Genomic DNA, 21,037 nt, shown 5'->3' with positions numbered 1-21,037 from the left:
AACAGTAAAAACCTAGGAGAGAGAACCCATGAGCAAGAGGAACCCCACCGCCCTGATCGCCGACGACGAGGAAGGCCCGCGCGAGCAGCTGCGCGCTGCGCTGAAGCGGCTGTGGCCCGAGCTGGAGATCGTGGCGGCCAGCATTCATGGTGTCGATGCCTGGGACGACTTCCTGCAGCACGAGCCCGAGGTCTGCTTCCTGGACATCCGCATGCCTGGCCTGACCGGCATCGAGGTGGCGCGCCGCATGGCAGCCACGGCCACGCCGCCGCAGGTGGTGTTCGTCACGGCCTTTGGCGACCATGCACTGTCGGCCTTTGATGCCGGTGCGGTCGACTACGTGATGAAGCCGGTGGACGACACCCGCCTGGCCCAAGCCATCGAGCGGGTGCGCGGCCGCCTGCAGCAGGACACGCCGCCTGCCAGCGCCGGCCCTGACCTGCAGGCGCTGCTCAAGCAGCTGCTGCCGGCCGCTGCTGCGCGGCCGAAGATGATCCAGGCTTCGCTGGGCCGCGAGGTCAAGATGATCGCGCCCGAAGACGTGATCTATTTCGAGAGCGACAACCGCTACACCCGCGTCGTCTACACCGGCGGCGAGGCCTTGATCCGCACGGCGCTGAAGGAGCTGCTCACGCAACTCGACGCCGATGAGTTCTGGCAGGTGCACCGCTCGGTGCTCGTGAACAGCCGCTGCATCGCCAGCGCAATCCGCGTGGATGAGAACACGATGGTGCTGACGCTGAAGGGGCGCGAGGAAAAGCTGCCCGTATCCAGGCAGTTCCAAGGCTTGTTCAAAGGTCAATAAGACCTATTGAGTTCCGTGGCGGATGAGCTTGCCGTCCTCGCTGCGGTCGTCGTTCTTGAACACGCCTTCCCAGCGGTCGCCATTGCTCCACAGGAAGGCACCCAGGCCTTCCTTGAGGCCGGCGATCCAGCGGCCGATGTACTTGTCGCCATGCTTCCAGACATAGGTGCCCTGGCCGTCCGGCTGGCCTAGCTTGAACTCGCCCTCGTAGACATCGCCTGAGGCGAACTGCAGCTTGCCGGTGCCGTGCGGCAGGCCGTTCTGGACCTGGCCTTCGTAGTAGTTGCCGTTGGCAAAGCGCAGCTTGCCTCGGCCATTGGGCTTGTCGTTGACCCACTGGCCCTCGTAGCGCTGGCCGCTCTTCCAGAGGTAGGTGCCCAACCCCTCCGGCAGGCCCTGGTGCATGGTGCCCTTGTACTTGTCGCCCGAGGCGTATTGCATCTCGCCCTCGCCCTGCGGCTGGCCGTCGGCGATGGCGCCCTTGAACACGTTGCCATTGGCAAAGCGCATCTCGCCCTGGCCGCTGGCGCGGTCGTTGACCCACTGGCCCTTGTACTGCTGGCCGCTGGCCCATTTGAATTCGCCCTGGCCATGGCGCTCACCGCGCAGCAGCTCACCTTCGTAGCTGTCGCCGTTGTCCCAGGCGATTCGGCCCTTGCCGGTCAGCAGATTGCCGGCGCCTTCGCGCACGAACAGGCCCTTGAAATGGGCGTTGCCCGACTTGAGGTCGACTTCCTGGGCTGCGGTGGCAGCCGCGGGCAGGGGCTCGGCCTTCGGTTCGGCTCTGGGTTCAGTCTTCTCGGCAAGGGCCGGCGCCTTGCTCAAGGCCTGTGCCGCCGCAGTGGCCGCAGCGCCGGTAGCCTGGGTGCCGCTGCTGGCGACTGTTGTGGCCGCCGTGGCGCCTGTCGGTGCCGTCGGTGTGGGCACCGATGCCGGCTTGGCAGTTGCTGCAAGCGGGTTGCTGGCCGCGGGCGCTGGCGCCGGGCGGGCCGGTGCCGCGCGCGGGGCAGCAGCCACCATGGTGCCGGGTGGTGGTGCGGGCGGCTGCGTGGCCACCCAGGGCGTGCCGCGTTCGCGGGCCAGGGTCTGGGCGGTGTTGCGGGCCGTGGTCGAGGCTTCGTTGCGGCACTGGTTGGCCGCCTCGCGCCACAGCGTTTCCGAGATCTGCGACTGGCGCTGCCGTTCGTCGGGCGCCAGACCCGCCTGGGCACTGCGGAACTTCTGCCAGAAGCTGCGGGCGCGATCGAACATCGGTGCGCAGAACTCGGCGTTGTGGGCATCGACCTCAGCCTCATCGCGGCGCTTGGTGGCCACCGTCTGCTGCACGCCGGTGCAGACCTCGGTGGCCAGGTCCCAGCCGTTCTCGGCCTTGCGGAACAGCAGTGCCGCCTGGTCCCAGCGGCTTTCCGACAAAGCCTGCGTCGCCAGTTCGCCCAGCGCCGCGGCATCGCGATGCGCGGTTTCGCACTGGCTGCCGGCGGCCAGGCGTTCGGCCAGCTGTTCGCGCTGGCCGAGCGTGTCGGCCAGGTTGCGGTTGGCGCGCTCGCGGGCCCGGCCGTCGCAGGTGTTGGCGGCCTGGGTCCAGAGCGACAGCGCCTCGTCATAGAGCCTGACCTGTTCTTCCAGCGGCTTGTTCTGCGCCAGGGCCGTGGCCGCGCGCAGGTCGGCGGCATTGGCCCGGGTGGTCAGGGCGCCGCAGCTTGGCGGTGGCGCGACCGGCGCACTGGCGGCGGGCTCGGGCGCCGAGGCGGGCAGGGCAGCCTCGGGTGCGGAAGCTGCGGAGGCTGCGGGTGTGACCGGCAGGGCAGCCGGCGGCGGTGTGTCGGACTGGGCAAAGACCAGCCCTGCGGCCAGCATCGACGGCAGCAGCAGAGCAGCAAGACGCGGAGTCAACGGCATTCCCTTACTTTCCCTTCTTGGTGGCCAGCGGCATGGACAGCGTGGCATCGATCAGGCCATTGGCATAGGGGTTGGCGCCGGGGTCGTTGTCCAGCGTGTAGCTGAAGCGCTTGCGCGCCGAGGCCACCGGCATGGCGCCCACATCGGCCACCATCTCGTCGGGCTTGATGCCCTTGAGGATGGCCACCACCTCGGTCTCGAAACCCTTGGCCGCGGCGACCTTGTTGAGCGCGCTGAGGCGCTCGGCATCCATGATCATCGAGTTGGCGGTCAGGTCGCGCTCCAGCAATTTCTGGTGCAGGCTGAAGGCGGCCAGCGGATTTCCGTTGAGCTTTTCGACACGCGCGAAGGCCCAGGTGTCGGCGCGCTCGAAGGCCGTCGAGGCGATATAGGAAATGCCTGAGAGCGCCCCGCGGTTGGCGGCCGCCTTCTGCAAGGCGCCCAGCACCTGGCTCTTGGTCATGCTCTCCAGCGATTCGGTGAAGGACTCGCGCAGCTTTTGCAGGGCCAGCGCCTTGCCCTGGTCGATCAGTTGCTGCTTGAGCACTTCGGACACCGCCGACGCGGCCGCGTTCTTGGCGGCACTCACCGCCGCATCGGCCGCCAGCGCAGCGCCCTTCAGGCCGGTGGCGATGGTGAAGATGCTGTAGAGCGTGCTGGCGATCTTGCTGCCGTAGTGCACGGTCTTCATGCGCGCGCCGCCTTCCTCGGAAACGCCTTGCGACCACAGCACCAGCCACAGCGCCTCGTCCTCGGTCATGCTGGCCAGTGGTACTTCGAGCGGATGCATGCTCATCAGCCAGTGGTAGTCCTGCATCTTCGGTGTGTTGGGCGGCGCGAAGCGGGTGTAGCCGCGGCAGACCTCGAAGGGCTGGATCACCACGTTGCGCCCGGTCGACAGCAGCACCGAGAACGCGCGGCCGCGGTCGCGGATTTCGGACAGCGCCAGCAATTGCTGCTCGGCCTCGGCACTGTCGTTGCCGGCCACCGCGATGATCTTGTCGCCCGGGTTCAAGGGCGAGCCGGGTGAGGTGGCGATGACGGTCAGGCGCTCGTCCACCCCCAGGGCGCGCACCCAGGCGACGCGGTCGGTTTCTTCCCAGCCCTGGCTGGAGACGACGGCAAAGGGCAGCTCCCATTGCTTGTCACATTCCGTGTCCTTCAGCGTGGCACTGCGGGTAATGGCCGGGCGGATGGCGCGCTCGCCGGCGCCGTAGGTGGAGATGCTGCCCAGCAGCACGGGGTCGACCTTGCGGCCGTCGTCCACGGTGTATTTGGGCGCGGAGGCGCAGGCGCTCAACAGGCTGACGAGGGCCAGCATGGCCCAAAGGCTGCAGCGATCCAGGAAGACGCGAACAGGCGGCATGACAGACATCCGAAGCTTTCTCCGGCCAGTCTAGGGGGCCGCCGTGCCTGCGGGAACGCGTGTCTTCCCGCTGATGCAGAGGGTCCCTATAGCGACGGTACCGGATTCAGGGGATCGAAATCGGCGTCCTTCTTCTGCTGCCAGCCGCTGATGGCGCGGGCCATTTCGCCGGTGTCAAAGACGGCGCTCTGCAGCAGCTTCATCTGGGCCAGCGCCGCAGCGGTGCCGTGGTCGCGCGCATGGTTCAAGGCGAGCTTGCTGGCGGCGATGGCCAGGGGCGACCTGGTGGCGATCTGCTGAGCGACGTTCATGGTGTGCTCCAGCAGCGCCTGGGCATCGGGAAGCACGGCGTTCACCAGGCCCAACGACAGCGCCCGCTCGGCGCCCAGGCGCTCGCCGGTATAGGCCAGCTCGCGCGCCAGCCCTTGCGGCAGAAGGCGTTGCAGGCGCTGCAGCACGCCGAGGTCGGCGGCCATGCCGATATTGATCTCCTGCACGCAGAAGAAGGCGTCGGCCGAGGCGTAGCGCATGTCGCAGGCGGCCGCCAGGTCCAGCGCGCCGCCTATGCAGCCGCCCTGCACCGCGCACAGCACCGGGAAGCGGGCTTCGTCCAGCGTCGTGAAGCAGTCCATCAGGCGGCCCAGCATGTCCTGGAAGCTCAGGCGGGCTCGCGAGGTGCTGGTGTCGAGTGCCGGGCTGTCGCCGGCAAAGGTATCCAGCGCCATGCCCGCGCTGAAGTGCTTGCCGGTGGACGAGATCACCAGCACCCGGGTGCGGCCCTCGTCGTGCAGGCTGCGCAAGGTGTCGCGCAGCGCCGGGAAGAAGGGCAGGCTCATGGTGTTGAGCCGGGCCGGCTGGCACAGCTGAAGATGAGCCAGACCGGTAATGCCGCGTGCATCGCGTTCGACGCTGAAGAATTCGTTCATGTCGACAGCCTAGCGTCGCGGGCCGCCCTGTCCATCCACTTGGTGACAGTAGTTTTACCGTCCGGGGAAGCCCTCGGGCTCGTGCCCAGGAGCGCTGCCTACACTGACCGGCATGCGAACGCTGAGAACCGATGACGGCCTGCCCTTGCACTGGCGGCAATGGAGCAAGCCGGGCCTGGACAAGGCGCGCGGCACGGTGCTGATCGTGCACGGCCTGGGCGAGCATGCCGGCCGCTATCAGCATGTGGCGGCCAAGCTCAACAGCTGGGGCTGGCATGTGGTGGCCTACGACCAGCGCGGTCATGGTGCGTCTGGCGGTCCGCGCGGCGACATTCCCAAGCCCGAGCAGCTGTTGCAGGACCTGGCCCTGGTCATCGACGAGCTGCATGCCGATGAGCAATTGAGTGGTGGCGCGTTGGTCCTGCTGGGTCACAGCATGGGCGGCCTGGTCGCGGCCCGTTTCGTGGCCGGCGGCCTGAGCGCCAGCGCGGGCGGCGTGCTGCCGGCCTGGTTCCGGCCGATCGATGGGCTCTTGATGACCTCGCCCGCGCTGGACCCCGGCATGTCCTGGTTCCAGAAGGCCTTGCTGGCCATCGCGAAGCCACTGGCGCCGCATCTGGCGGCTGGCAACGGCCTGAAGCCGGCCTGGATCTCCCGCAATGCGGCCGTGGTCAAGGACTATGTCTCGGACCCGCTGGTGCACAAGAAGATCACGCCGATGCTGGCGCGGATGATCGTGGACGGTGGCGAAGAGGTGCTGGACCATGCATCCGAATGGCTGGTGCCCACGCTCTTGCTGTGGGCCGGTGCTGACCGCTGCGTGGCCCCGGCCGGCAGCGCCGCCTTTGCCGCTGCCGCACCGCGGCTGGTGGTGCAGAGCTACTGCTTCGAGCGCCTCTTTCACGAGGTGATGAACGAACCGGAGCAGGAGCAGGTGTTCGCGCGCATGCAGTCCTGGCTCGACGAGCGCTTTTCCCACACCAGCAGGTTCTGAACCGGGCGGATTTAAACTCCGGGGTCTGCGCTTACCAAGCGCCACCCGCCGGAGACCCGAGATGAACGCACGCGATCCGCAGCTACCGCTGCAAGCCGATGAAGCCAGCGCCCTGGGCGAGTTCGCCGCCCGGGTCTGGGACGAGGAAATCGTCCCCGCCCTGACCCAGTACATCGCCATTCCGGCCAAGAGCCCGATGTTCGATGCCGACTGGGCGGCCAACGGCCATATCGAGAAGGTGCTGTGCGACGCCGCCACCTGGGTCGAGAGCAAGAAGGTGGCCGGCCTGAAGCTGGAAGTCATTCGCATCCCGGGCCGCACGCCCGTGATCTTCTTCGAGGTGCCCGCCACCAAGGCCGGCAGCGAAGACAGCATCGTGCTCTACGGCCACCTGGACAAGCAGCCCGAGTTCAATGGCTGGCGCGCCGACCTCGGCCCCTGGACGCCCAAGTACGAAGACGGCAAGCTCTACGGCCGCGGCGGCGCCGACGACGGCTACGCGATCTACGCCTCGCTCACGGCCATCATGGCGCTGGACAAGCAGGGCATTCCGCGCCCGCGCTGCGTGGGCATCATCGAGACCTGCGAGGAAAGCGGCTCCTACGACCTGCCGGCCTATATCGACATGCTCAAGCCCCGCCTGGGCAATGTCTCGCTGGTGGTCTGCCTCGATTCCGGCGCCGGCGACTATGAGCAGCTCTGGATGACCACCTCGCTGCGTGGCATGGTCTCGGGCGTCCTGAAGGTGGAGGTGCTGACCGAAGGCATCCACTCGGGCGACGCCTCGGGCGTCGTGCCTTCGAGCTTCCGCGTCCTGCGCCAGGTGCTGGACCGCCTGGAAGATTCCAAGACCGGCCGCCTCCTGCCCGATAGCTTCCACTGTGAGATCCCGGCCGACCGCATAGCGCAGGCACAGGCCACGGCAGCGATCCTGAAGGACGAGGTCTACAAGCGCATGCCCTGGGCCTGCGGCGCGGACGGCGGCCCGGTGCTGCCGATGACGGCCGAGCCGGTGGAGGTGCTCTTGAATCGCACCTGGCGTCCGACGCTGTCGGTGACCGGCGTGGATGGCTTCCCTGAGCTGAAGAGTGCCGGCAATGTCCTGCGCCCCTTCACCGCCTTCAAGCTGTCGCTGCGCTTGCCGCCGGTGATCGACGGCAACAACGCCGCGCTGGAGCTCAAGAAGCTGCTGGAAGACAACGCACCCTACAACGCCAATGTCACCTTCACGCCGGATGGCCGTGCCGGCGCCCTGGGCGCCACCGGCTGGAACACGCCGGACCTGTCGCCCTGGCTGTCCGAGGCGATCAACACTGCCAGCCAGACGCACTTCGGCAAGCCGGTCGGCTACATCGGCCAGGGCGGCACGATCCCGCTGATGAGCATGCTGCAAAAGGGTTTCCCCAAGGCGCAGATGATGGTCTGCGGCGTGCTGGGCCCCAAGAGCAATGCCCATGGCCCGAACGAGTTCCTGCATGTGCCCTACGGCAAGCGCCTGACCGCTGCGGTCGCGCAGGTCATGGCGGCGCACCCTTGACCCACCCCCTACGCGCTTCGCGCGCCCCCTCAAGGGGGCAACCCCGGCTGCGCGGCAAAGCCGGATCAGCGGGGTTCGCTGGGGAAGACACGACTCACCGCGAGCGGGCAGACTGAACGCATGGACCAGCTGAGAGCGATCCGCATCTTCGTGCGTGTCATCGACGAGGGCAGCTTCGCCGGCGCGGCGCGGTCGCTCGATCTGGCGCCCGCGGTCGTCACACGCCTGGTGGCCGAGCTGGAAGAGCACCTCGGCTCGCGCCTGCTGAACCGCACCACGCGACGCCTGGCGCTGACCGATATCGGCGAGAGCTACCTGGAGCGCGCCCGCCGCATCCTGGCCGAGCTGGATGAGGCGGAAGCCCTGGTCAGCTCCGCCACGGCCGAGCCGCGCGGCCATCTGCGTGTGCTCCTGCCGCCGGCCGTGGCCGTGCATCAGCTGGCCAAGCATCTCTCGCGTTTTCATGAGCGCCATCCGCTGGTGACGCTGGAGCTGCATTCGCCCGGCCCGGTGGACACGGTGGACGAGGCCTACGACATCACCATCGTCACCAGCAAGCATCCGCTGGACGGTGATTTCGTGGCCCGCCGCCTGGCGCGCACCGAGGTCATCATGTGCGCTTCGCCGGAGTACCTGGACAAGCGTGGTCGGCCCCAGCATCCGCGTGACCTGGCCCACCACGACGCGCTGCTCCCGCCGATGTCGGACCTGCAGCGCGGCATCTCGCTCACGCGCGTGAGCGATGGCGAGGTGATCAACCTGGCGCCGCACAAGCCGGTGCTGAGCGCCAGCCATATCGACACCAACTACTCGGCTGCCCTGCACGGCCTGGGCATTGCCGGCCTGCCATCCTTCCTGGCCGAGGACGCCTTGATGGAGCAGGCACTGGAGCGGGTGCTGCCGGAATGGCAGCTCTATCACTTCACGATCTGGGCGGCGCTGCCGACGCGCAAATACATGCCGGCCCGCACCCGCGCCTTCCTCGACTTCCTGCTCGAGATCTTTGGCGGCGAAGACCGCGACCCCTGGCTGGCCGCGGCCGGCTGCGAAACCTCGCTGGTGCGCGAGCGCTTCAGCGCAGATTGAAGCCCGTCTGCGTGAGGCCGCCGCGCAGGTCTTCCAGCAGGTGGGTCAGCGGCGACAGTTCGATATAGCGCGTGCTGACCTTGATCGCATAGGCGAAGAAGCGCGGCAGGTCGACGATGTAGCCGGGCTTGCCATCGCGATAGTTCAGGCGGCAATAGATGCCCAGGATCTTCAGGTGGCGTTGCAGACCGGTCAGCTCCAGCGCGCGCCAGAACTCGCCAAAGTCTTCGCCCACCGGCAGCTCGGCCTTGCGGGCCTGCTCCCAGTAGCGGATCGCCCAGTCCAGCTCGCGCTCCTCGTCCCAGGAGATGAAGGCGTCGCGCAGCAGTGAAGCCATGTCGTAGCTGACCGGGCCGCAGACCGCGTCCTGGAAGTCCAGCACGCCGGGCACGCCATCGGCGCTGGTCATCAGGTTGCGCGGCATGTAGTCGCGATGCATCGCCAGTTGCGGCTGTTGCTCGATGGCCTTGACCAGCACCTTGCAGCAATGCTCCCACCAGCCTTGCTGCTTTGCGTCCCAGTGCTTGCCGTAGTGACGCTGCACGCACCAGTCGACAAAGATCTGCAGCTCGCGGCGGATGAAGGCCTCGTTGAAGGCTGGCAGTCGGTTGGCGTCGCCGCGCTGCTGCCACTGGATCAGCGTCTGGACCGCGGCGCGCATCAGCTTGTCGGCCTCGGCAGGCGTGGCTTGCTGCAGCGCCTGCAGATAGGTTTGCTGCCCCAGGTCGCCCAGCAGGAGGAAGCCGCGCTCGGCGTCCTCGGCCACGATGGCCGGCACGCGCAGGCCGCATTCGGCCATGTGCTGAGCGATGCTGACGAAGGGGCGCACGTCGTTGCAGTCGGGCGGCGCGTCCATCACGATCAGCGAGCCGCCGCCTGCCTGCTGCAGGCGCAGGTAGCGGCGCGTGCTGGCGTCGATGCTGGCCAGCGCCAGGCTCTCGGGCAGCAGGCGATGCGGCGCGATCAGCGCTTGCAGCCAGTCCTTGTAGACGGATTCACGGGCCGCGTCGGGCCAAAGGGGCTGGGTCATTGAAAAGGGCGGGCTGGAGGGGCGGCAAGTGGTCAGGGAAATGGCCAAGGAAATGGCCAATAAAGGGGCCGAACAGGGCGCCGGCCAACGCAGGCCCCTCATGGATAATGAATTCTACAAACGTCGTCGCTTCCTTCCTCTCACATTCCGCCCATCCAGCCTGCCGTGCCGCGCTTCCCGTTTTTCTGTCCTGCAGCGCGGCTGCTGCCCCTGGTCCTGATGATGGCCGCCAGCGGCCTGGCCGCGGCGCAAGAGGGCGGTCTGCAGCTGCGTCGCGCCAAGGTGCTGACGATGCCGGGCAGCAGCAGCGGGGTGAAACCCGCCGTGGTGCTCAGCGCCAAAAGCCTGCAAAGCCAGCTGGATCAGTTGTCGATGGCCGAAGGCGAAGCCGAGCTGCGCTATGGCGAGCTGCTGATGAAGGCCGACAGGCTCAGCTACCTGCAGCCAAGCGACGAAGCGCGTGCCACCGGCAAGGTGGAGGTCAGCGTCGCCGGCAATGTGTTTCGCGGCAGCGAATTGCAGTTGTTCGTGCAGCGCTTCGAGGGCGAGTTCCTGGACCCCAGCTACTTCTTCTCGCTGACCGGTGGCGGCGGCAAGGCCGAACGCCTGCGCTTCATCGGGCAGCAGCGGGTGCTGGCCGATGGCGGCACCTACAGCTCCTGCCCGGTCGAGGACGGCAAGGAGCCGGCCTGGCAGCTGACGACCACGCAGCTGCGCATGGACTTCGAAGCGAATGAAGGCATCGCCAGCGGCGCGGTGCTGCGCTTCTACGGCGTGCCGATCCTGGCGGCGCCGACGATCAGCTTCGCCCTGGGTTCGACCCGCAAGTCGGGCTGGCTGCCGCCGAACATCGGCCTGGACAACCGCAGCGGCTTCGAGCTGGGCCTGCCCTACTACTGGAATATTGCGCCGCAGCACGACGCGACGCTGACTCCCTTCATCATGACACGCCGTGGTGCGGGCCTGGACAGCGAGTACCGCTATCTCGAGCCCGGCCACAACGGCGAGATCAAGCTGGCTTGGTTGCCGAACGACCGCGTGGCCAATCGTGCGCGCTGGGCGCTCGACCTGGCCCAGCAGGGCGAAGTCGGCCGCGATTGGCGCTACCAGATCCGCTCCGAACGCGCCTCCGACGACGAATACTGGAAAGACCTGCCCAAGCGCCTGCAAAGCCAGACGCCTCGGCTGCTGGGCACCGACCTGCGCTTTGGCCGCTCGGTGCAGCGCGAATGGGGCGAGGCCCAGGCCTATGCCCGCGTCCAGGCCTGGCAGGCATTGCAGGGCGCCGATCCGCTCACCCGCTTCGAGACGCCTTACCAGCGCGTGCCCCAGGTCGGGCTGCGCCTGTCCACCGAGGCCGACGACGCGGTGATGGCGGGCTTCCGGCCCTGGGGCCGCCGGGCTCGCCTGGAAGGCGCGGTGGAGCTGGAATACAACCGTTTCGAGCTGCCACGTGAAGCGCTGGACAGCCAGCGCAGCACTTTGCCCAGCGGCCAGCGGGCGCATCTGCTGGGCCATGTCAGCCTGCCCTTTGGCGGCGCAGGCTGGTGGCTGATACCCAAGTTGTCGCTCAATGCCGCCGCCTATTCGCTTGACCAGACGCAGATGGATGGCCGACGCAGCATGTCGCGCAGCGTGCCCAGCTTGAGCGTGGACCAGGGCTGGGTGTTCGAGCGCCAGACCGCGCTGTTCGGCCGCGGCACCTTGCAGACCCTGGAGCCGCGCCTGCTCTACGTGAACACACCGTTCCGCGATCAGTCCGGGATGCCCAATTTCGATGCGGCGCCGAAAGACTTCAATTTCGACTCGATCTACACCGACAACCAGTTCTCGGGTGTCGACCGTGTGTCCGACAACCACCAGCTGAGCTTTGGTGCGATCAGCCGCTGGGTCAATCCGTCGCAGGGCGGCGAATTGCTGCGCCTGGGCCTGGTGCAGCGCTATCTGTTCCGCGACCAGCGCATCACGCCGGACGGCCAGCCGCAGACGCAGCGCCTGTCCGACCTGCTGCTGCTCGGCTCGGCCCACCTGAACACGCAGTGGTGGATGGACGCCGCGGTGCAATACAACCCGGACAGCAGCCGGGCCGTGCGGACGGTGACTTCGCTGCGCTATTCGCCGGGCCCGTTCCGCACCGTCAGTGCCGCCTACCGCCTGGCCCGGGGCCAGAGCGAGCAGGTCGAACTGGGCTGGCAATGGCCGCTTTTCGGTGCCCAGGCTGATGGCAGCCCCCGTCGCGACAGCGCGGGTGGCAGCTGCGGCGGCGCCTGGTACAGCGCGGGCCGGGTCCAGTACAGCCTGCGGGACCGCCGCTTCACCGATTCGGTGGTCGGCGTCGAGTACGACGCCGGCTGCTGGATCCTGCGCGTGGGTGCCGAAAGGTTGTCCACTGGCCGGGCCGAGACCAATACCCGATTGCTCCTGCAGCTGGAGTTGGTGGGCCTGTCCAGACTGGGTTCCAACGCCCTCAAGGTCCTGAGAGACAATATCCCCGGTTACCGTCCCCTGAGTTCTGACCGCTCGGCCAGCCCCGATGCCTCCTATGACTGATCGCTCTTTCCGTTTCCTGGCCTCGGCCGCGGCCTTTTGTGCTGCCTTTGCCGCCATGAGCTCCCTGCCCGCCCAGGCTCAAGGCAGCACGAGCACCGTGCGGCCGGGCGACCAGATCGCCGCGGTTGTCAATTCCGACGTGGTGGCCGCCAGCGAGGTGCTCGGGCGTATCGCGCAGTTGCGCGAGGAAAGCCGCCGTCGCGGCGAAGTGCTGGAGCTGGAAGAACTGCGCAAGCAGGCGCTGGAGGCACTGATCGTCGACCGCGTGCTGATCACCAATGCCCGCGAGTCCGGCGCCAAGGTGGACGAGCCCGAGCTCGACCGCGTGGTGGCCAATATCGCGGCACAGAACAAGCTCACCATGGAGCAGCTGCGCGAGCGTCTCAAGGCCGATGGCATGGACTACCGGCGCTTCCGTGACAACATGCGCGACCAGATGCTGATGGAGCGGGTGCGCGAATCGGAAGTGCAGAAGCGCATCAAGATCAGCGATGCCGAGATCGACAAGTACCTGCTGGACCAGCTTGAGAAGGCCAACAAGAACCCGCAGCTGAACATCGGGCAGGTGCTGATCAGCGTGCCCGAAGGTGCTGGGGAGTCCGTGGTGGCAGAGCGCCAGGCCCGTGCCGAAGGCGCGCTGGCCCGCATCAAGGCCGGCGAAGACTTTGCCAAGGTGGCCAAGGAACTGTCCGAGGACAGCTTCCGCGAAAAGGGCGGCGAGATCGGCCTGCGCCTTGCCGAGCGTCTGCCCGACCTGCTGGTGGACGGCGTCAAGGGCCTGAAGAGCGGCGAGCTGCGTCCGACCGTGCTGCGCTCGCCGTCGGGCTTCCATGTCCTCAAGCTGATCGAGCGCCAGGCCCCCCTGGCCATCAACCAGGTCACGCAAACCCGTTCCCGCCATGTGCTGTTGCGCACCTCGCCCCAGCTGACGGCTGAAGTGGCGGCCCAGCGCCTGATGGAGTTCAAGCGCCAGATCGAATCGGGCAAGGCCAAGTTCGAAGACATCGCTCGAGACAATTCTGAAGATGGCAGCGCCTCGGCCGGTGGCGACCTGGGCTGGGTTGGGCCCGGCAATTTCGTGCCCGAGTTCGAGGAAGCGATGAATGCCCTGCCGCTGCAAGGCATGTCGGGCGCCGTGCAGTCGCGCTTTGGCGTGCACCTGATCCAGGTGCTCGAGCGCCGCGTGGTCGAGGTGGACGTCAAGCAGCAGCGCGAGCAGGCCCGTTCGGCCCTGCGCGAGCAGAAGTACGAAGAGGCCTACCAGGACTGGGTCAAGGACCTGCGCGCCAAGGCCTTCGTCGAGATGCGCGAGTGGAACTTGTAAGCTGATGGCCCACATCGCCCGCAAGCGCTTCGGCCAGCATTTCCTGACCGACCGCTTCATCATCGACGCCATCGTCGATGCCATCGACCCGCAAGCCGGCGAGGCGGTGGTGGAAATCGGGCCTGGCCTGGGTGCGATGACCCTGCCCTTGCTGGCACGCATCCAGCCCCTGACCGTGGTCGAGCTGGACCGCGACCTGGCAGCCAAGCTGCGCAAGCGCGAGGGGCTGGAGGTCATCGAGTCCGACGTGCTGAAGGTCGATTTCGGCGCGCTGGCTGAGGTCAAGGGCCAGAAGCTGCGCGTGGTCGGCAACCTGCCCTACAACATCTCCACGCCCATACTTTTCCATCTGCTCGGCTTTGTCGACAGCGTGGCCGACCAGCATTTCATGCTGCAGAAGGAAGTGGTCGACCGCATGGCGGCCAGCCCGGGCAACAAGGACTACGGCCGCCTGTCGGTGATGCTGCAGTGGCGCTACCGGGTCGAGTCGATCCTGGACGTGCCGCCGGAATCCTTCGACCCGCCGCCGCGTGTCGACTCGGCCATCGTGCGCATGCAGCCCTATGCGGTGCCGCCGGCGCTGGACCCTGCGCTGCTGGGCGAGATGGTGGCGGCCGCCTTCTCGCAGCGCCGCAAGCTCCTTCGCCACAGCCTGGGCGTGTGGCTGACGGCGCGGGGCTTCACGGGCCACTTCGACCTGCAGCGCCGGGCCGAGGAAGTGCCGGTGGAAGAGTTCGTGGCGCTGGCCCAGGCCTTGAGCGAAGCCAAGCCCTGAGGGGCCTGGCGAGGTCCACTCGGGACCAGGCAATAAAAAAGAGGCCCCGCGGGGCCTCTTCTTGCTTGGCGTGTGTTCAGGCGATCAAGCCGCGCTGAGCCACATGGCCGTATCAAATGCGCTGCTCATCATCGGCATGTTCATGCCGAAGTTCGCATTGGCGGCTGCCTTGCTGTTCTTTGCCGCCGGCTTGGTGGCAACTGGTGCGGGGACTTCTTCGGTAGCCCGCTCCCAAGAGACATTCTCTTGTGAGCGGGCTACTGAAAAGAATAGAAGCACCTGAACTGGATCTTTCTATCGCCCCAGTAGTCGGCGGCTTCCCGGAACACGTCGAGCAGTTGCTCGCGTGCTTCACGGTCGAAGCGGATGTTGTCGGGCAACTGCTCCAGCACCACCACAAAGCCCGGCTGGCTGCCGGATTTGTGGACCAGGTCGGTCATGCAGTCGTACAGAGCGTCCAGGTTCTTGCCGAAATGGGCCGGGAACAGAAACGATTGGGCGATGCCCTCGAGGACGTCCTGCTTGGACTGTGCCTCGGTCAAGTTGGCGTACAGGAAATGCTGGCCGGCATCCTGTGCTGCCTGCATCAAGTCCTCTACGCGGTAGGCCCGTATGGCCTGCACGATATTGGGACGGACGGTCTGCAAAAGCATGGTCACGTTCCTCCTATATAGTCATCAACTCTGGGCCGCCGGTCCGCTGGCTTCAGGGCGTTGTCACGCGCCGGAAGCTCGCATAGTGGTCGTCGGTGTAAAAGCAAACTTCAGGCTGGGATGGTGGCGTGCCGCCGCAAATCAGCCGTTTGGCACCCCGGTTGCGTGCGCCGGGCGTCTTGACGGTGTATTCGCGGTAGAAGCCCCTGGCCTTGATCGGCAACAGCCTTTCGCGATTGCCAAACACGCTGCCGTCCTTGTCGTAGGGGAAGGGCCCCCCGGCGAGGATCTTGCTGTGCGTGGATTGGGCCTGCGAAGGCAATGCCGACAAGGACACCGTGGCCATGCCGGGCGCCGATTCCTTGGCTTGCACCTGGGCGCCGACGGCCAGACTCGTCGCGAAGACGGCTGCCAGACCAAGACGGCGCCAAGATGGCCACATCGGTGACCGATCGAGCAAAGACACGGGTTTACCCTGTTCCTGAAAGGCAACATGGTACCGAATGGGCTCGAAAAGCTCAAGCCGCCACCCCCGGCCTGGACGGGAATTCCAGCTGAGTTAGTGTGCGCACACAGTTGCTATGCGATCGGCTGGCTATGAATATTGGACCGAATTCTGCGTCTGGTGAGCTCTTACAAACTTTTGTAAACAGCCGGGTCAGATGGGCGCTCAGCGCGCCGCGTTGGCGTCGGCAACGGTCAGGGCCGTCATGTTGACGATGCGTCGCACCGTGGCCGAAGGCGTCAGCACATGCACCGGTTTGGCCGCACCCAAGAGCACCGGGCCGATGGCAATGCCACCGCCGGCCGTGGTCTTGAGCAGGTTGTAGGAGATGTTGGCGGCGTCGATATTGGGCAGCACCAGCAGGTTGGCTTCGCCGGTCAGGGTGGAGCGCGGCATCAGCTGGGCGCGGTAGGCTGCATCGAGCGCCGTGTCGCCGTGCATCTCGCCATCCACCTCCAGCCAGGGTGCCGTCTGTTGCAACAGGGCCAGCGTGTCGCGCATCTTCACGGCCGAGGGGTTGTTGCTGGAGCCGAAGTTGCTGTGCGAGAGCAGCGCGGCCTTGGGGCGTATGCCGAAGCGCATCAGCTCCTCGGCTGCCATCTGGGTGATTTCGGCCAACTGCTCGGCCGTCGGGTCGTAGTTCACATGCGTGTCGACCAGGAAGACCTGGCGGCCCGGCAGGATCAGCCCGTTCATGCAGGCGAAATTCTTGACACCGGGTCGCTTGCCGATGACCTGGTCGATGTACTGCAGGTGCATGGCCGTGTTCGACCACGTGCCGCAGAGCATGCCGTCGACCTCGCCCTTGTGCAGCATCATGCAGCCGATCAGCGTCAGGCGGCGACGCATCTCGATCTTGGCGAGCTGCTGGGTCACGCCCTTGCGCTCGGTCATCTGGTGGTAGGTTTGCCAGTAGTCGCGGTAGCGGTGGTCCTGCTCGACATTGACGATGTCGTAGTCGCGGTCCTGCTTCAGGCGCAGGCCGAAGCGCTCGCAGCGCTCGGCGATGACTTCGGGGCGACCGATCAGGGTCGGGCGGGCCAGGCATTCGTCCACCACCACCTGCACCGCGCGCAGGACGCGCTCTTCCTCGCCTTCGGCGTAAGCCACGCGCTTGTTCTGCGCTCGCTTGGCCACGTTGAAGATCGGCTTCATCGTCGTGCCCGACGCGTACACGAAGCTCTGCAGCTTCTCGCGGTAGGCGTCCATGTCCTTGATCGGGCGCGCAGCCACGCCCGATGCAAAAGCCGCCTGAGCCACGGCCGGCGCGATCTTCATCATCAGGCGCGGGTCGAAGGGCTTGGGAATCAGGTACTCGGGTCCGAACGAGAGATTGGCACCCGCATAGGCCGCAGCGACCACCTCGCTCTGCTCGGCCTGGGCCAGCTCGGCGATGGCGCGCACGGCGGCGATTTCCATCTCATCAGTGATGGTCGTGGCGCCGGAGTCGAGCGCGCCGCGGAAGATGTAGGGGAAGCACAGGACGTTGTTGACCTGGTTTGGATAGTCGGTGCGGCCGGTCGCCATGATGGCGTCCGTGCGCACGGCCTTGACCTCTTCCGGCAGGATCTCCGGCGTCGGATTGGCCAGCGCGAAGATCATCGGCCGAGCGGCCATGGTCGCCACCATGTCGGCCTTCAGGACGCCGCCGGCCGACAGGCCCAGGAACACGTCGGCGCCCTGGATCACGTCGCGCAGGCTGCGCGCATCGGTCTTCTGGCAGAACTGGGCCTTGTCCGGGTCCATCAGCTCGGTGCGGCCCTCATAGACCACGCCGGCCAGGTCGGTCACCCAGATGTTTTCGCGTGGCAGGCCCAGCTTCACGAGCAGGCTCAGGCAAGCCAGCGCCGCGGCGCCTGCGCCCGAGGTCACGAGCTTGACCTGCTTGATGTCCTTGCCCAGCACCTGCAAGCCGTTCAGGAAGGCCGCGCCGACCACGATGGCCGTGCCATGCTGGTCGTCGTGGAAGACCGGGATCTTCATCCGCTCGCGCAGCTTGCGCTCGACGTAGAAGCAGTCGGGCGCCTTGATGTCCTCGAGGTTGATGCCGCCAAACGTCGGCTCCAGCGCGGCGATCACGTCCACCAGCTTGTCGAGGTCGTTCTCCTGGATCTCCAGGTCGAACACATCGATGCCGGCGAACTTCTTGAACAGCACGCCCTTGCCTTCCATCACCGGCTTGGAAGCCAGCGGGCCGATGTTGCCGAGGCCCAGCACGGCCGTGCCGTTGGTGACCACGGCGACCAGGTTGCCGCGCGAGGTGTAGCGGAAGGCATTGGCCGGATCGGCCACGATTTCTTCACAGGCCGCAGCCACGCCGGGCGAATAGGCCAGGGCCAGGTCGCGCTGGTTCACCAGCTGCTTGGTCGCCGCGATGGCGATCTTGCCCGGGGTCGGAAACTCGTGATATTCGAGTGCGGCCTTGCGGAGTTCTGCGCTTTTTTCGTCGGACGTGGACATGGGCTCGGTGGCGTGAGGGCCGTGCAAGATCGGGCAGTGATTGTAGGAGTGCAGCTGACAGCTGTCCGACAGTGCCCGGACAAGGACTCGACTGCGAGAATGCGGCCATGTCTCTTGGCGAATTCGACCTGATCAAGCGCTTCTTCCAGCGCGCTCGCCCGCAGCCCGGCATTGACGTGGGCATAGGCGACGACTGCGCGGTGTGGACGCCGACACCGGGCCGGCAAGTGCTGGTCTCGTCCGACATGCTGGTCGAAGGGCGCCACTTCCTCGCCACCGTCGCGCCGGAGCGGCTGGGTCACAAGGCGCTGGCGGTGAATCTCAGCGACCTGGCGGCCTGCGGCGCCACGCCACGCGGCTTCACGCTGGCCCTGGCTCTGCCGCGAGCCGATGCGGCCTGGCTGGAGCGCTTTGCCGCCGGCCTGTTCGCATTGGCCGATGCGCATGACATCCCGCTCATCGGCGGCGACACCACGGCCGGCCCCCTGAACCTCTGCATCACGGTGTTTGGCGAGGCCCCGCGAGGCCAGGCCTTGCTGCGCAGTGGCGCGACTGCGGGCGACGATGTGTACGTCAGCGGCCAGGTTGGCGACGCGCGGCTTGCGCTGGAAGTGTTCCGGGGTGCCTTGAGTCTGCCCGGCGATGAGTTCGAGCGCGTTCGCAGCGCGATGGAAGTGCCGCAGCCGCGCGTGGCGCTGGGCCAGGCCTTGCGCGGCATCGCCAGCAGTGCCATCGACATCTCGGACGGCCTGATCGGCGATCTCGGCCATGTGCTCGCGCGCTCCGAGGTCGGTTGCACGCTGGAGGTCGATGCGCTGCCGCGCAGCAGCATCATGTCGGTGCAGCGCCTGGCTGTACAACACCTGTGCACGCTCAGTGGCGGCGATGACTATGAGCTGCTTTTCACCGCACCTGTATCGGCCCGAACTGCCGTCGAATCCGCCGCGCGCGCGGCCGACACGCCGGTGGCCCGCATCGGCTGCATCGAGGAGCGAGCCGGGCTGCGACTGGTGGATGCCGTCGGCAAGGCCGTGCCAGCCACATTCGATTCCTTCGACCATTTCAAGACGCCGCATGCCTGAGCAAGCTCCTCGCCGCGCCACCGCCGGCTTCATGCTGCGCCACCCGGCGCACTGGATCGCCCTGGGCTTTGGCAGCGGGCTCTCGCCCAAGGCGCCTGGCACGGCCGGCACGCTGTGGGCCTGGCTGGCCTTCCTCGTGATCAACCCCTGGTTGAGCAACCTCGGCTGGGCCGCGCTGATAGGCGGCGGCACGCTGGTGGGCTGGTGGGCCTGCACCGTCACCGCTCGCAACCTGGCAATACCTGACCCCGGCGCCATCGTCTGGGACGAGGTGCTGGCCTTCTGGCTGGTGCTGTGGATGGTGATGCCCGTCGGCCTGCTGGGCCAGGCCGTCGCCTTTGGGCTGTTCCGCTACTTCGATGCCGCCAAGCCGGGCCCGGTGCGCTGGGCCGACAGCCTCTTCAAGGGGCGCCCTGGCGCGCGTGTGGGCTGGGCGCAAGGCTTCGGCATTTTGTTTGACGATTTCGTCGCTGCCGGATGTACGCTTGCCGTGATCGCGCTGTGGCGCGCTGTCTTCGGATGAAAGGCTGAACCATGCTTTTTCCAGAGGAAAACGAGCTGATCGATCGCATCGGCGTGGCCCTGATCCGGCGCCGCGAGCGCATGGGCACGGCCGAGTCCTGCACCGGCGGCCTCATTGCCGCTGCCTGCACCAGTGTGTCGGGATCCAGCCAGTGGTTCGAGCGCGGCGTGGTCAGTTACAGCGACCAGTCCAAGACCGAATTGCTGGGCGTGCCGGCGGCGCTGATCTCCCTGCATGGCTCGGTCAGTGGCGAAGTGGCCCACCACATGGCGCGCGGCCTGCTGGCTCACGCGCCGCTGGACTGGGCACTCGCCGTCACCGGTATCGCCGGCCCCACTGGCGGCAGCGCCAGCAAGCCTGTGGGCACCGTGTGGCTGGCGCTTGCGCATAAAGGCACGCCGACGAATGTCTGGAAAGAGTTGTTCGAAGGCGGCCGCCACGAGGTGCGCGCCGCGACGCTGCGCGCCGGCTTGATGGCGCTGTGCGAAGCGGTCGAGGAGAAAGAATCGTGAGCCGGCGGGCCGCCGCAAGGGAGCACTGCACATGAGCCTTCTTCTTGTCGGACATTGGAACGGCAGCAGCGACCCGGCTGCGCAGGACGAGCGTGCGCAATACCTGTCTGCCCTGCAGGAGGCCTTGCCGCATGAGGAGTGGCTTTTGCAGCCGCCCACCGACCCGGCCCAGGCCGCCAAGGTGGAGGTGGCCATCGTGGCCAACCCACCGGCCGGCAGCTTGCAGGGCCTGCCCCAGCTGAAGCTGATCCAGTCGGTCTGGGCCGGCGTCGACAAGTTGCTGAACGATGCGACGCTCCCGTCCGCGGTGCCGCTGGCACGCATGGTCGATCCGGCCATGAACGAGGCCATGGTGCACACCGCGCTGTGGGCGGTGCTCAGCTTGCATCGGCGCTTCTTCGAGTTGCAGGCGCAGCAGCGCGAAGGCGTGTGGCATGCACTCAAGTACCGCCGTGCTTCCGAATGGCGCGTGCTGGTGCTGGGCCTGGGCGAGCTGGGCGGCCGCGTGGCGCGCGCGCTGGCGGGGCAGGGCTATGCGGTCAGCGGTTGGTCCACGCGCGAGCTGACCTTGCCCGGTGTGGCCTGCAGCCATGGCGAAGACGCCTTGGCCTGGGAACTGGCTTCAGCCAACACGGTGGTCAATCTCCTGCCCCTGACGCTTGCCACCCGCGATTTCTTCGACGCCAGGCGCCTCGCGCAGTTCAAGAAGGGCAGCACGCTGGTGAACCTGGCGCGCGGCGCTCATGTGGTGGAGGCTGACCTGCTGGCGGCGCTGGACAGCGGCCAGATCGGCCATGCGGTGCTCGACGTGTTCCAGCAGGAGCCGCTGCCGTCCGAGCATCGCTTCTGGACGCATCCGCAGGTGACCGTGTTGCCGCATACCGCCGCGCAGACCGATGCGCGCACGGCGGCGGCCGTGGTGGCTGCCAATGTGCTCGCCGTGCGTGCCGGCCGGCCGCTCCTGCACGTCGTGCAGCGCCAGCGAGGTTACTGAGGCCGCGCGCACAAGG

The 21,037-nt window shown here is 67.0% G+C and carries 18 protein-coding genes; 11 read left to right on the top strand and 7 right to left on the bottom strand.

Features of this window, described 5'->3' with window-relative positions; genetic code table 11:
• Nucleotides 1-28: 28 nt before the first annotated feature.
• Complete coding sequence (locus tag ABT392_RS18175) at nucleotides 29-805, top strand: LytR/AlgR family response regulator transcription factor (protein ID WP_334279530.1); 777 nt, start codon at nucleotides 29-31, stop codon at nucleotides 803-805.
• A 3-nt stretch (nucleotides 806-808) separates the two neighbouring features.
• Here the strand turns inward: ABT392_RS18175 and ABT392_RS18170 are convergent, their stop codons facing one another.
• The 3 genes from ABT392_RS18170 to ABT392_RS18160 form a co-directional block, all read right to left on the bottom strand.
• On the bottom strand, nucleotides 809-2,698 hold the full coding sequence (locus ABT392_RS18170) for an MORN repeat-containing protein (protein WP_395385014.1): 1,890 nt from the start codon (nucleotides 2,696-2,698) through the stop codon (nucleotides 809-811).
• 10 nt (nucleotides 2,699-2,708) lie between these two features.
• Nucleotides 2,709-4,070, bottom strand: coding sequence for a hypothetical protein (locus ABT392_RS18165; RefSeq protein WP_395385015.1), 1,362 nt, complete (start codon nucleotides 4,068-4,070; stop codon nucleotides 2,709-2,711).
• An 86-nt stretch (nucleotides 4,071-4,156) separates the two neighbouring features.
• Nucleotides 4,157-4,996, bottom strand: a complete 840-nt coding sequence (locus tag ABT392_RS18160; RefSeq protein WP_395385016.1) for an enoyl-CoA hydratase-related protein — start codon at nucleotides 4,994-4,996, stop codon at nucleotides 4,157-4,159.
• A 112-nt stretch (nucleotides 4,997-5,108) separates the two neighbouring features.
• On the opposite strand from ABT392_RS18160, the gene ABT392_RS18155 reads away from it, so the two are divergent.
• From ABT392_RS18155 to ABT392_RS18145, 3 genes are all read left to right on the top strand, one after another.
• Nucleotides 5,109-5,990 (top strand): alpha/beta hydrolase, encoded by an 882-nt coding sequence (locus ABT392_RS18155; RefSeq protein WP_334279524.1) that lies wholly within the window; start codon nucleotides 5,109-5,111, stop codon nucleotides 5,988-5,990.
• A 61-nt stretch (nucleotides 5,991-6,051) separates the two neighbouring features.
• Nucleotides 6,052-7,527: a M20 family metallopeptidase gene (locus ABT392_RS18150; protein ID WP_395385017.1), complete on the top strand. Its 1,476-nt coding sequence runs from the start codon at nucleotides 6,052-6,054 to the stop codon at nucleotides 7,525-7,527.
• 120 nt (nucleotides 7,528-7,647) lie between these two features.
• Nucleotides 7,648-8,613: a LysR family transcriptional regulator gene (locus ABT392_RS18145; RefSeq protein ID WP_395385018.1), complete on the top strand. Its 966-nt coding sequence runs from the start codon at nucleotides 7,648-7,650 to the stop codon at nucleotides 8,611-8,613.
• On the opposite strand, the gene ABT392_RS18140 is transcribed toward ABT392_RS18145, so the two are convergent.
• On the bottom strand, nucleotides 8,600-9,643 hold the full coding sequence (locus ABT392_RS18140) for an aminoglycoside phosphotransferase family protein (RefSeq protein WP_334279520.1): 1,044 nt from the start codon (nucleotides 9,641-9,643) through the stop codon (nucleotides 8,600-8,602). The genes ABT392_RS18145 and ABT392_RS18140 overlap by 14 nt on opposite strands.
• A gap of 219 nt (nucleotides 9,644-9,862) precedes the next feature.
• Between ABT392_RS18140 and ABT392_RS18135 the strand changes: the two genes are divergently transcribed.
• The 3 genes from ABT392_RS18135 to rsmA are packed head-to-tail and all read left to right on the top strand — an operon-like array spanning nucleotide 9,863 to nucleotide 14,292.
• Entirely contained in the window at nucleotides 9,863-12,193 is a 2,331-nt protein-coding gene (locus ABT392_RS18135) for an LPS-assembly protein LptD (protein ID WP_464970838.1), read from the top strand.
• On the top strand, nucleotides 12,186-13,517 hold the full coding sequence (locus ABT392_RS18130) for a peptidylprolyl isomerase (RefSeq protein WP_395385020.1): 1,332 nt from the start codon (nucleotides 12,186-12,188) through the stop codon (nucleotides 13,515-13,517). The genes ABT392_RS18135 and ABT392_RS18130 overlap by 8 nt, the downstream gene beginning before the upstream one ends.
• Nucleotides 13,518-13,521: 4 nt before the next feature.
• Nucleotides 13,522-14,292 (top strand): 16S rRNA (adenine(1518)-N(6)/adenine(1519)-N(6))-dimethyltransferase RsmA, encoded by a 771-nt coding sequence (gene rsmA, locus ABT392_RS18125; RefSeq protein ID WP_334279516.1) that lies wholly within the window; start codon nucleotides 13,522-13,524, stop codon nucleotides 14,290-14,292.
• 257 nt (nucleotides 14,293-14,549) lie between these two features.
• Here rsmA and ABT392_RS18120 read toward each other — a convergent pair whose 3' ends face one another.
• The 3 genes from ABT392_RS18120 to ABT392_RS18110 form a co-directional block, all read right to left on the bottom strand.
• Nucleotides 14,550-14,945 (bottom strand): barstar family protein, encoded by a 396-nt coding sequence (locus tag ABT392_RS18120; protein WP_334279515.1) that lies wholly within the window; start codon nucleotides 14,943-14,945, stop codon nucleotides 14,550-14,552.
• A gap of 52 nt (nucleotides 14,946-14,997) precedes the next feature.
• On the bottom strand, nucleotides 14,998-15,387 hold the full coding sequence (locus ABT392_RS18115; RefSeq protein WP_334279514.1) for a guanyl-specific ribonuclease: 390 nt from the start codon (nucleotides 15,385-15,387) through the stop codon (nucleotides 14,998-15,000).
• Nucleotides 15,388-15,615: 228 nt separating this feature from the next.
• Nucleotides 15,616-17,910, bottom strand: a complete 2,295-nt coding sequence (locus ABT392_RS18110) for an NADP-dependent malic enzyme (RefSeq protein WP_334279513.1) — start codon at nucleotides 17,908-17,910, stop codon at nucleotides 15,616-15,618.
• Nucleotides 17,911-18,017: 107 nt separating this feature from the next.
• Between ABT392_RS18110 and thiL the strand changes: the two genes are divergently transcribed.
• The 4 genes from thiL to ABT392_RS18090 are packed head-to-tail and all read left to right on the top strand — an operon-like array spanning nucleotide 18,018 to nucleotide 21,021.
• Nucleotides 18,018-18,992, top strand: a complete 975-nt coding sequence (thiL, locus tag ABT392_RS18105; protein ID WP_395385021.1) for a thiamine-phosphate kinase — start codon at nucleotides 18,018-18,020, stop codon at nucleotides 18,990-18,992.
• Complete coding sequence (locus ABT392_RS18100; RefSeq protein WP_464970837.1) at nucleotides 18,985-19,515, top strand: phosphatidylglycerophosphatase A family protein; 531 nt, start codon at nucleotides 18,985-18,987, stop codon at nucleotides 19,513-19,515. The genes thiL and ABT392_RS18100 overlap by 8 nt, the downstream gene beginning before the upstream one ends.
• A gap of 11 nt (nucleotides 19,516-19,526) precedes the next feature.
• The gene (locus tag ABT392_RS18095; RefSeq protein ID WP_395385023.1) at nucleotides 19,527-20,027 is read left to right on the top strand and encodes a CinA family protein; all 501 of its coding nucleotides are present in this window, start codon (nucleotides 19,527-19,529) and stop codon (nucleotides 20,025-20,027) included.
• Between the two features lie 31 nt (nucleotides 20,028-20,058).
• Nucleotides 20,059-21,021, top strand: a complete 963-nt coding sequence (locus ABT392_RS18090) for a 2-hydroxyacid dehydrogenase (protein ID WP_395385024.1) — start codon at nucleotides 20,059-20,061, stop codon at nucleotides 21,019-21,021.
• Nucleotides 21,022-21,037: the final 16 nt, after the last annotated feature.

Source organism: Paucibacter sp. JuS9, assembly GCF_044043925.2.
In the GTDB taxonomy this organism is placed as follows: domain Bacteria; phylum Pseudomonadota; class Gammaproteobacteria; order Burkholderiales; family Burkholderiaceae_C; genus JAUASW01.
The sequence above is the reverse complement of the archived record's forward strand: the minus strand, read 5'-3'. Positions and strand labels throughout refer to the sequence as shown.

Excerpts from the sequence above, each read along its gene's own strand:
- ABT392_RS18165 (WP_395385015.1), bottom strand. The coding sequence starts at position 4,070 with ATGCCGCCTGTTCGCGTCTTCCTGGATCGCTGCAGCCTTTGGGCCATG.
- ABT392_RS18115 (WP_334279514.1), bottom strand. The coding sequence starts at position 15,387 with ATGTGGCCATCTTGGCGCCGTCTTGGTCTGGCAGCCGTCTTCGCGACG.
- ABT392_RS18160 (WP_395385016.1), bottom strand. The coding sequence starts at position 4,996 with ATGAACGAATTCTTCAGCGTCGAACGCGATGCACGCGGCATTACCGGT.
- ABT392_RS18110 (WP_334279513.1), bottom strand. The coding sequence starts at position 17,910 with ATGTCCACGTCCGACGAAAAAAGCGCAGAACTCCGCAAGGCCGCACTC.
- ABT392_RS18150 (WP_395385017.1), top strand. The coding sequence starts at position 6,052 with ATGAACGCACGCGATCCGCAGCTACCGCTGCAAGCCGATGAAGCCAGC.
- ABT392_RS18135 (WP_464970838.1), top strand. The coding sequence starts at position 9,863 with ATGATGGCCGCCAGCGGCCTGGCCGCGGCGCAAGAGGGCGGTCTGCAG.
- ABT392_RS18090 (WP_395385024.1), top strand. The coding sequence starts at position 20,059 with ATGAGCCTTCTTCTTGTCGGACATTGGAACGGCAGCAGCGACCCGGCT.
- ABT392_RS18140 (WP_334279520.1), bottom strand. The coding sequence starts at position 9,643 with ATGACCCAGCCCCTTTGGCCCGACGCGGCCCGTGAATCCGTCTACAAG.
- ABT392_RS18155 (WP_334279524.1), top strand. The coding sequence starts at position 5,109 with ATGCGAACGCTGAGAACCGATGACGGCCTGCCCTTGCACTGGCGGCAA.
- ABT392_RS18100 (WP_464970837.1), top strand. The coding sequence starts at position 18,985 with ATGCCTGAGCAAGCTCCTCGCCGCGCCACCGCCGGCTTCATGCTGCGC.
- ABT392_RS18175 (WP_334279530.1), top strand. The coding sequence starts at position 29 with ATGAGCAAGAGGAACCCCACCGCCCTGATCGCCGACGACGAGGAAGGC.
- ABT392_RS18120 (WP_334279515.1), bottom strand. The coding sequence starts at position 14,945 with ATGCTTTTGCAGACCGTCCGTCCCAATATCGTGCAGGCCATACGGGCC.
- thiL (WP_395385021.1), top strand. The coding sequence starts at position 18,018 with ATGTCTCTTGGCGAATTCGACCTGATCAAGCGCTTCTTCCAGCGCGCT.
- ABT392_RS18130 (WP_395385020.1), top strand. The coding sequence starts at position 12,186 with ATGACTGATCGCTCTTTCCGTTTCCTGGCCTCGGCCGCGGCCTTTTGT.
- ABT392_RS18145 (WP_395385018.1), top strand. The coding sequence starts at position 7,648 with ATGGACCAGCTGAGAGCGATCCGCATCTTCGTGCGTGTCATCGACGAG.
- ABT392_RS18095 (WP_395385023.1), top strand. The coding sequence starts at position 19,527 with ATGCTTTTTCCAGAGGAAAACGAGCTGATCGATCGCATCGGCGTGGCC.
- rsmA (WP_334279516.1), top strand. The coding sequence starts at position 13,522 with ATGGCCCACATCGCCCGCAAGCGCTTCGGCCAGCATTTCCTGACCGAC.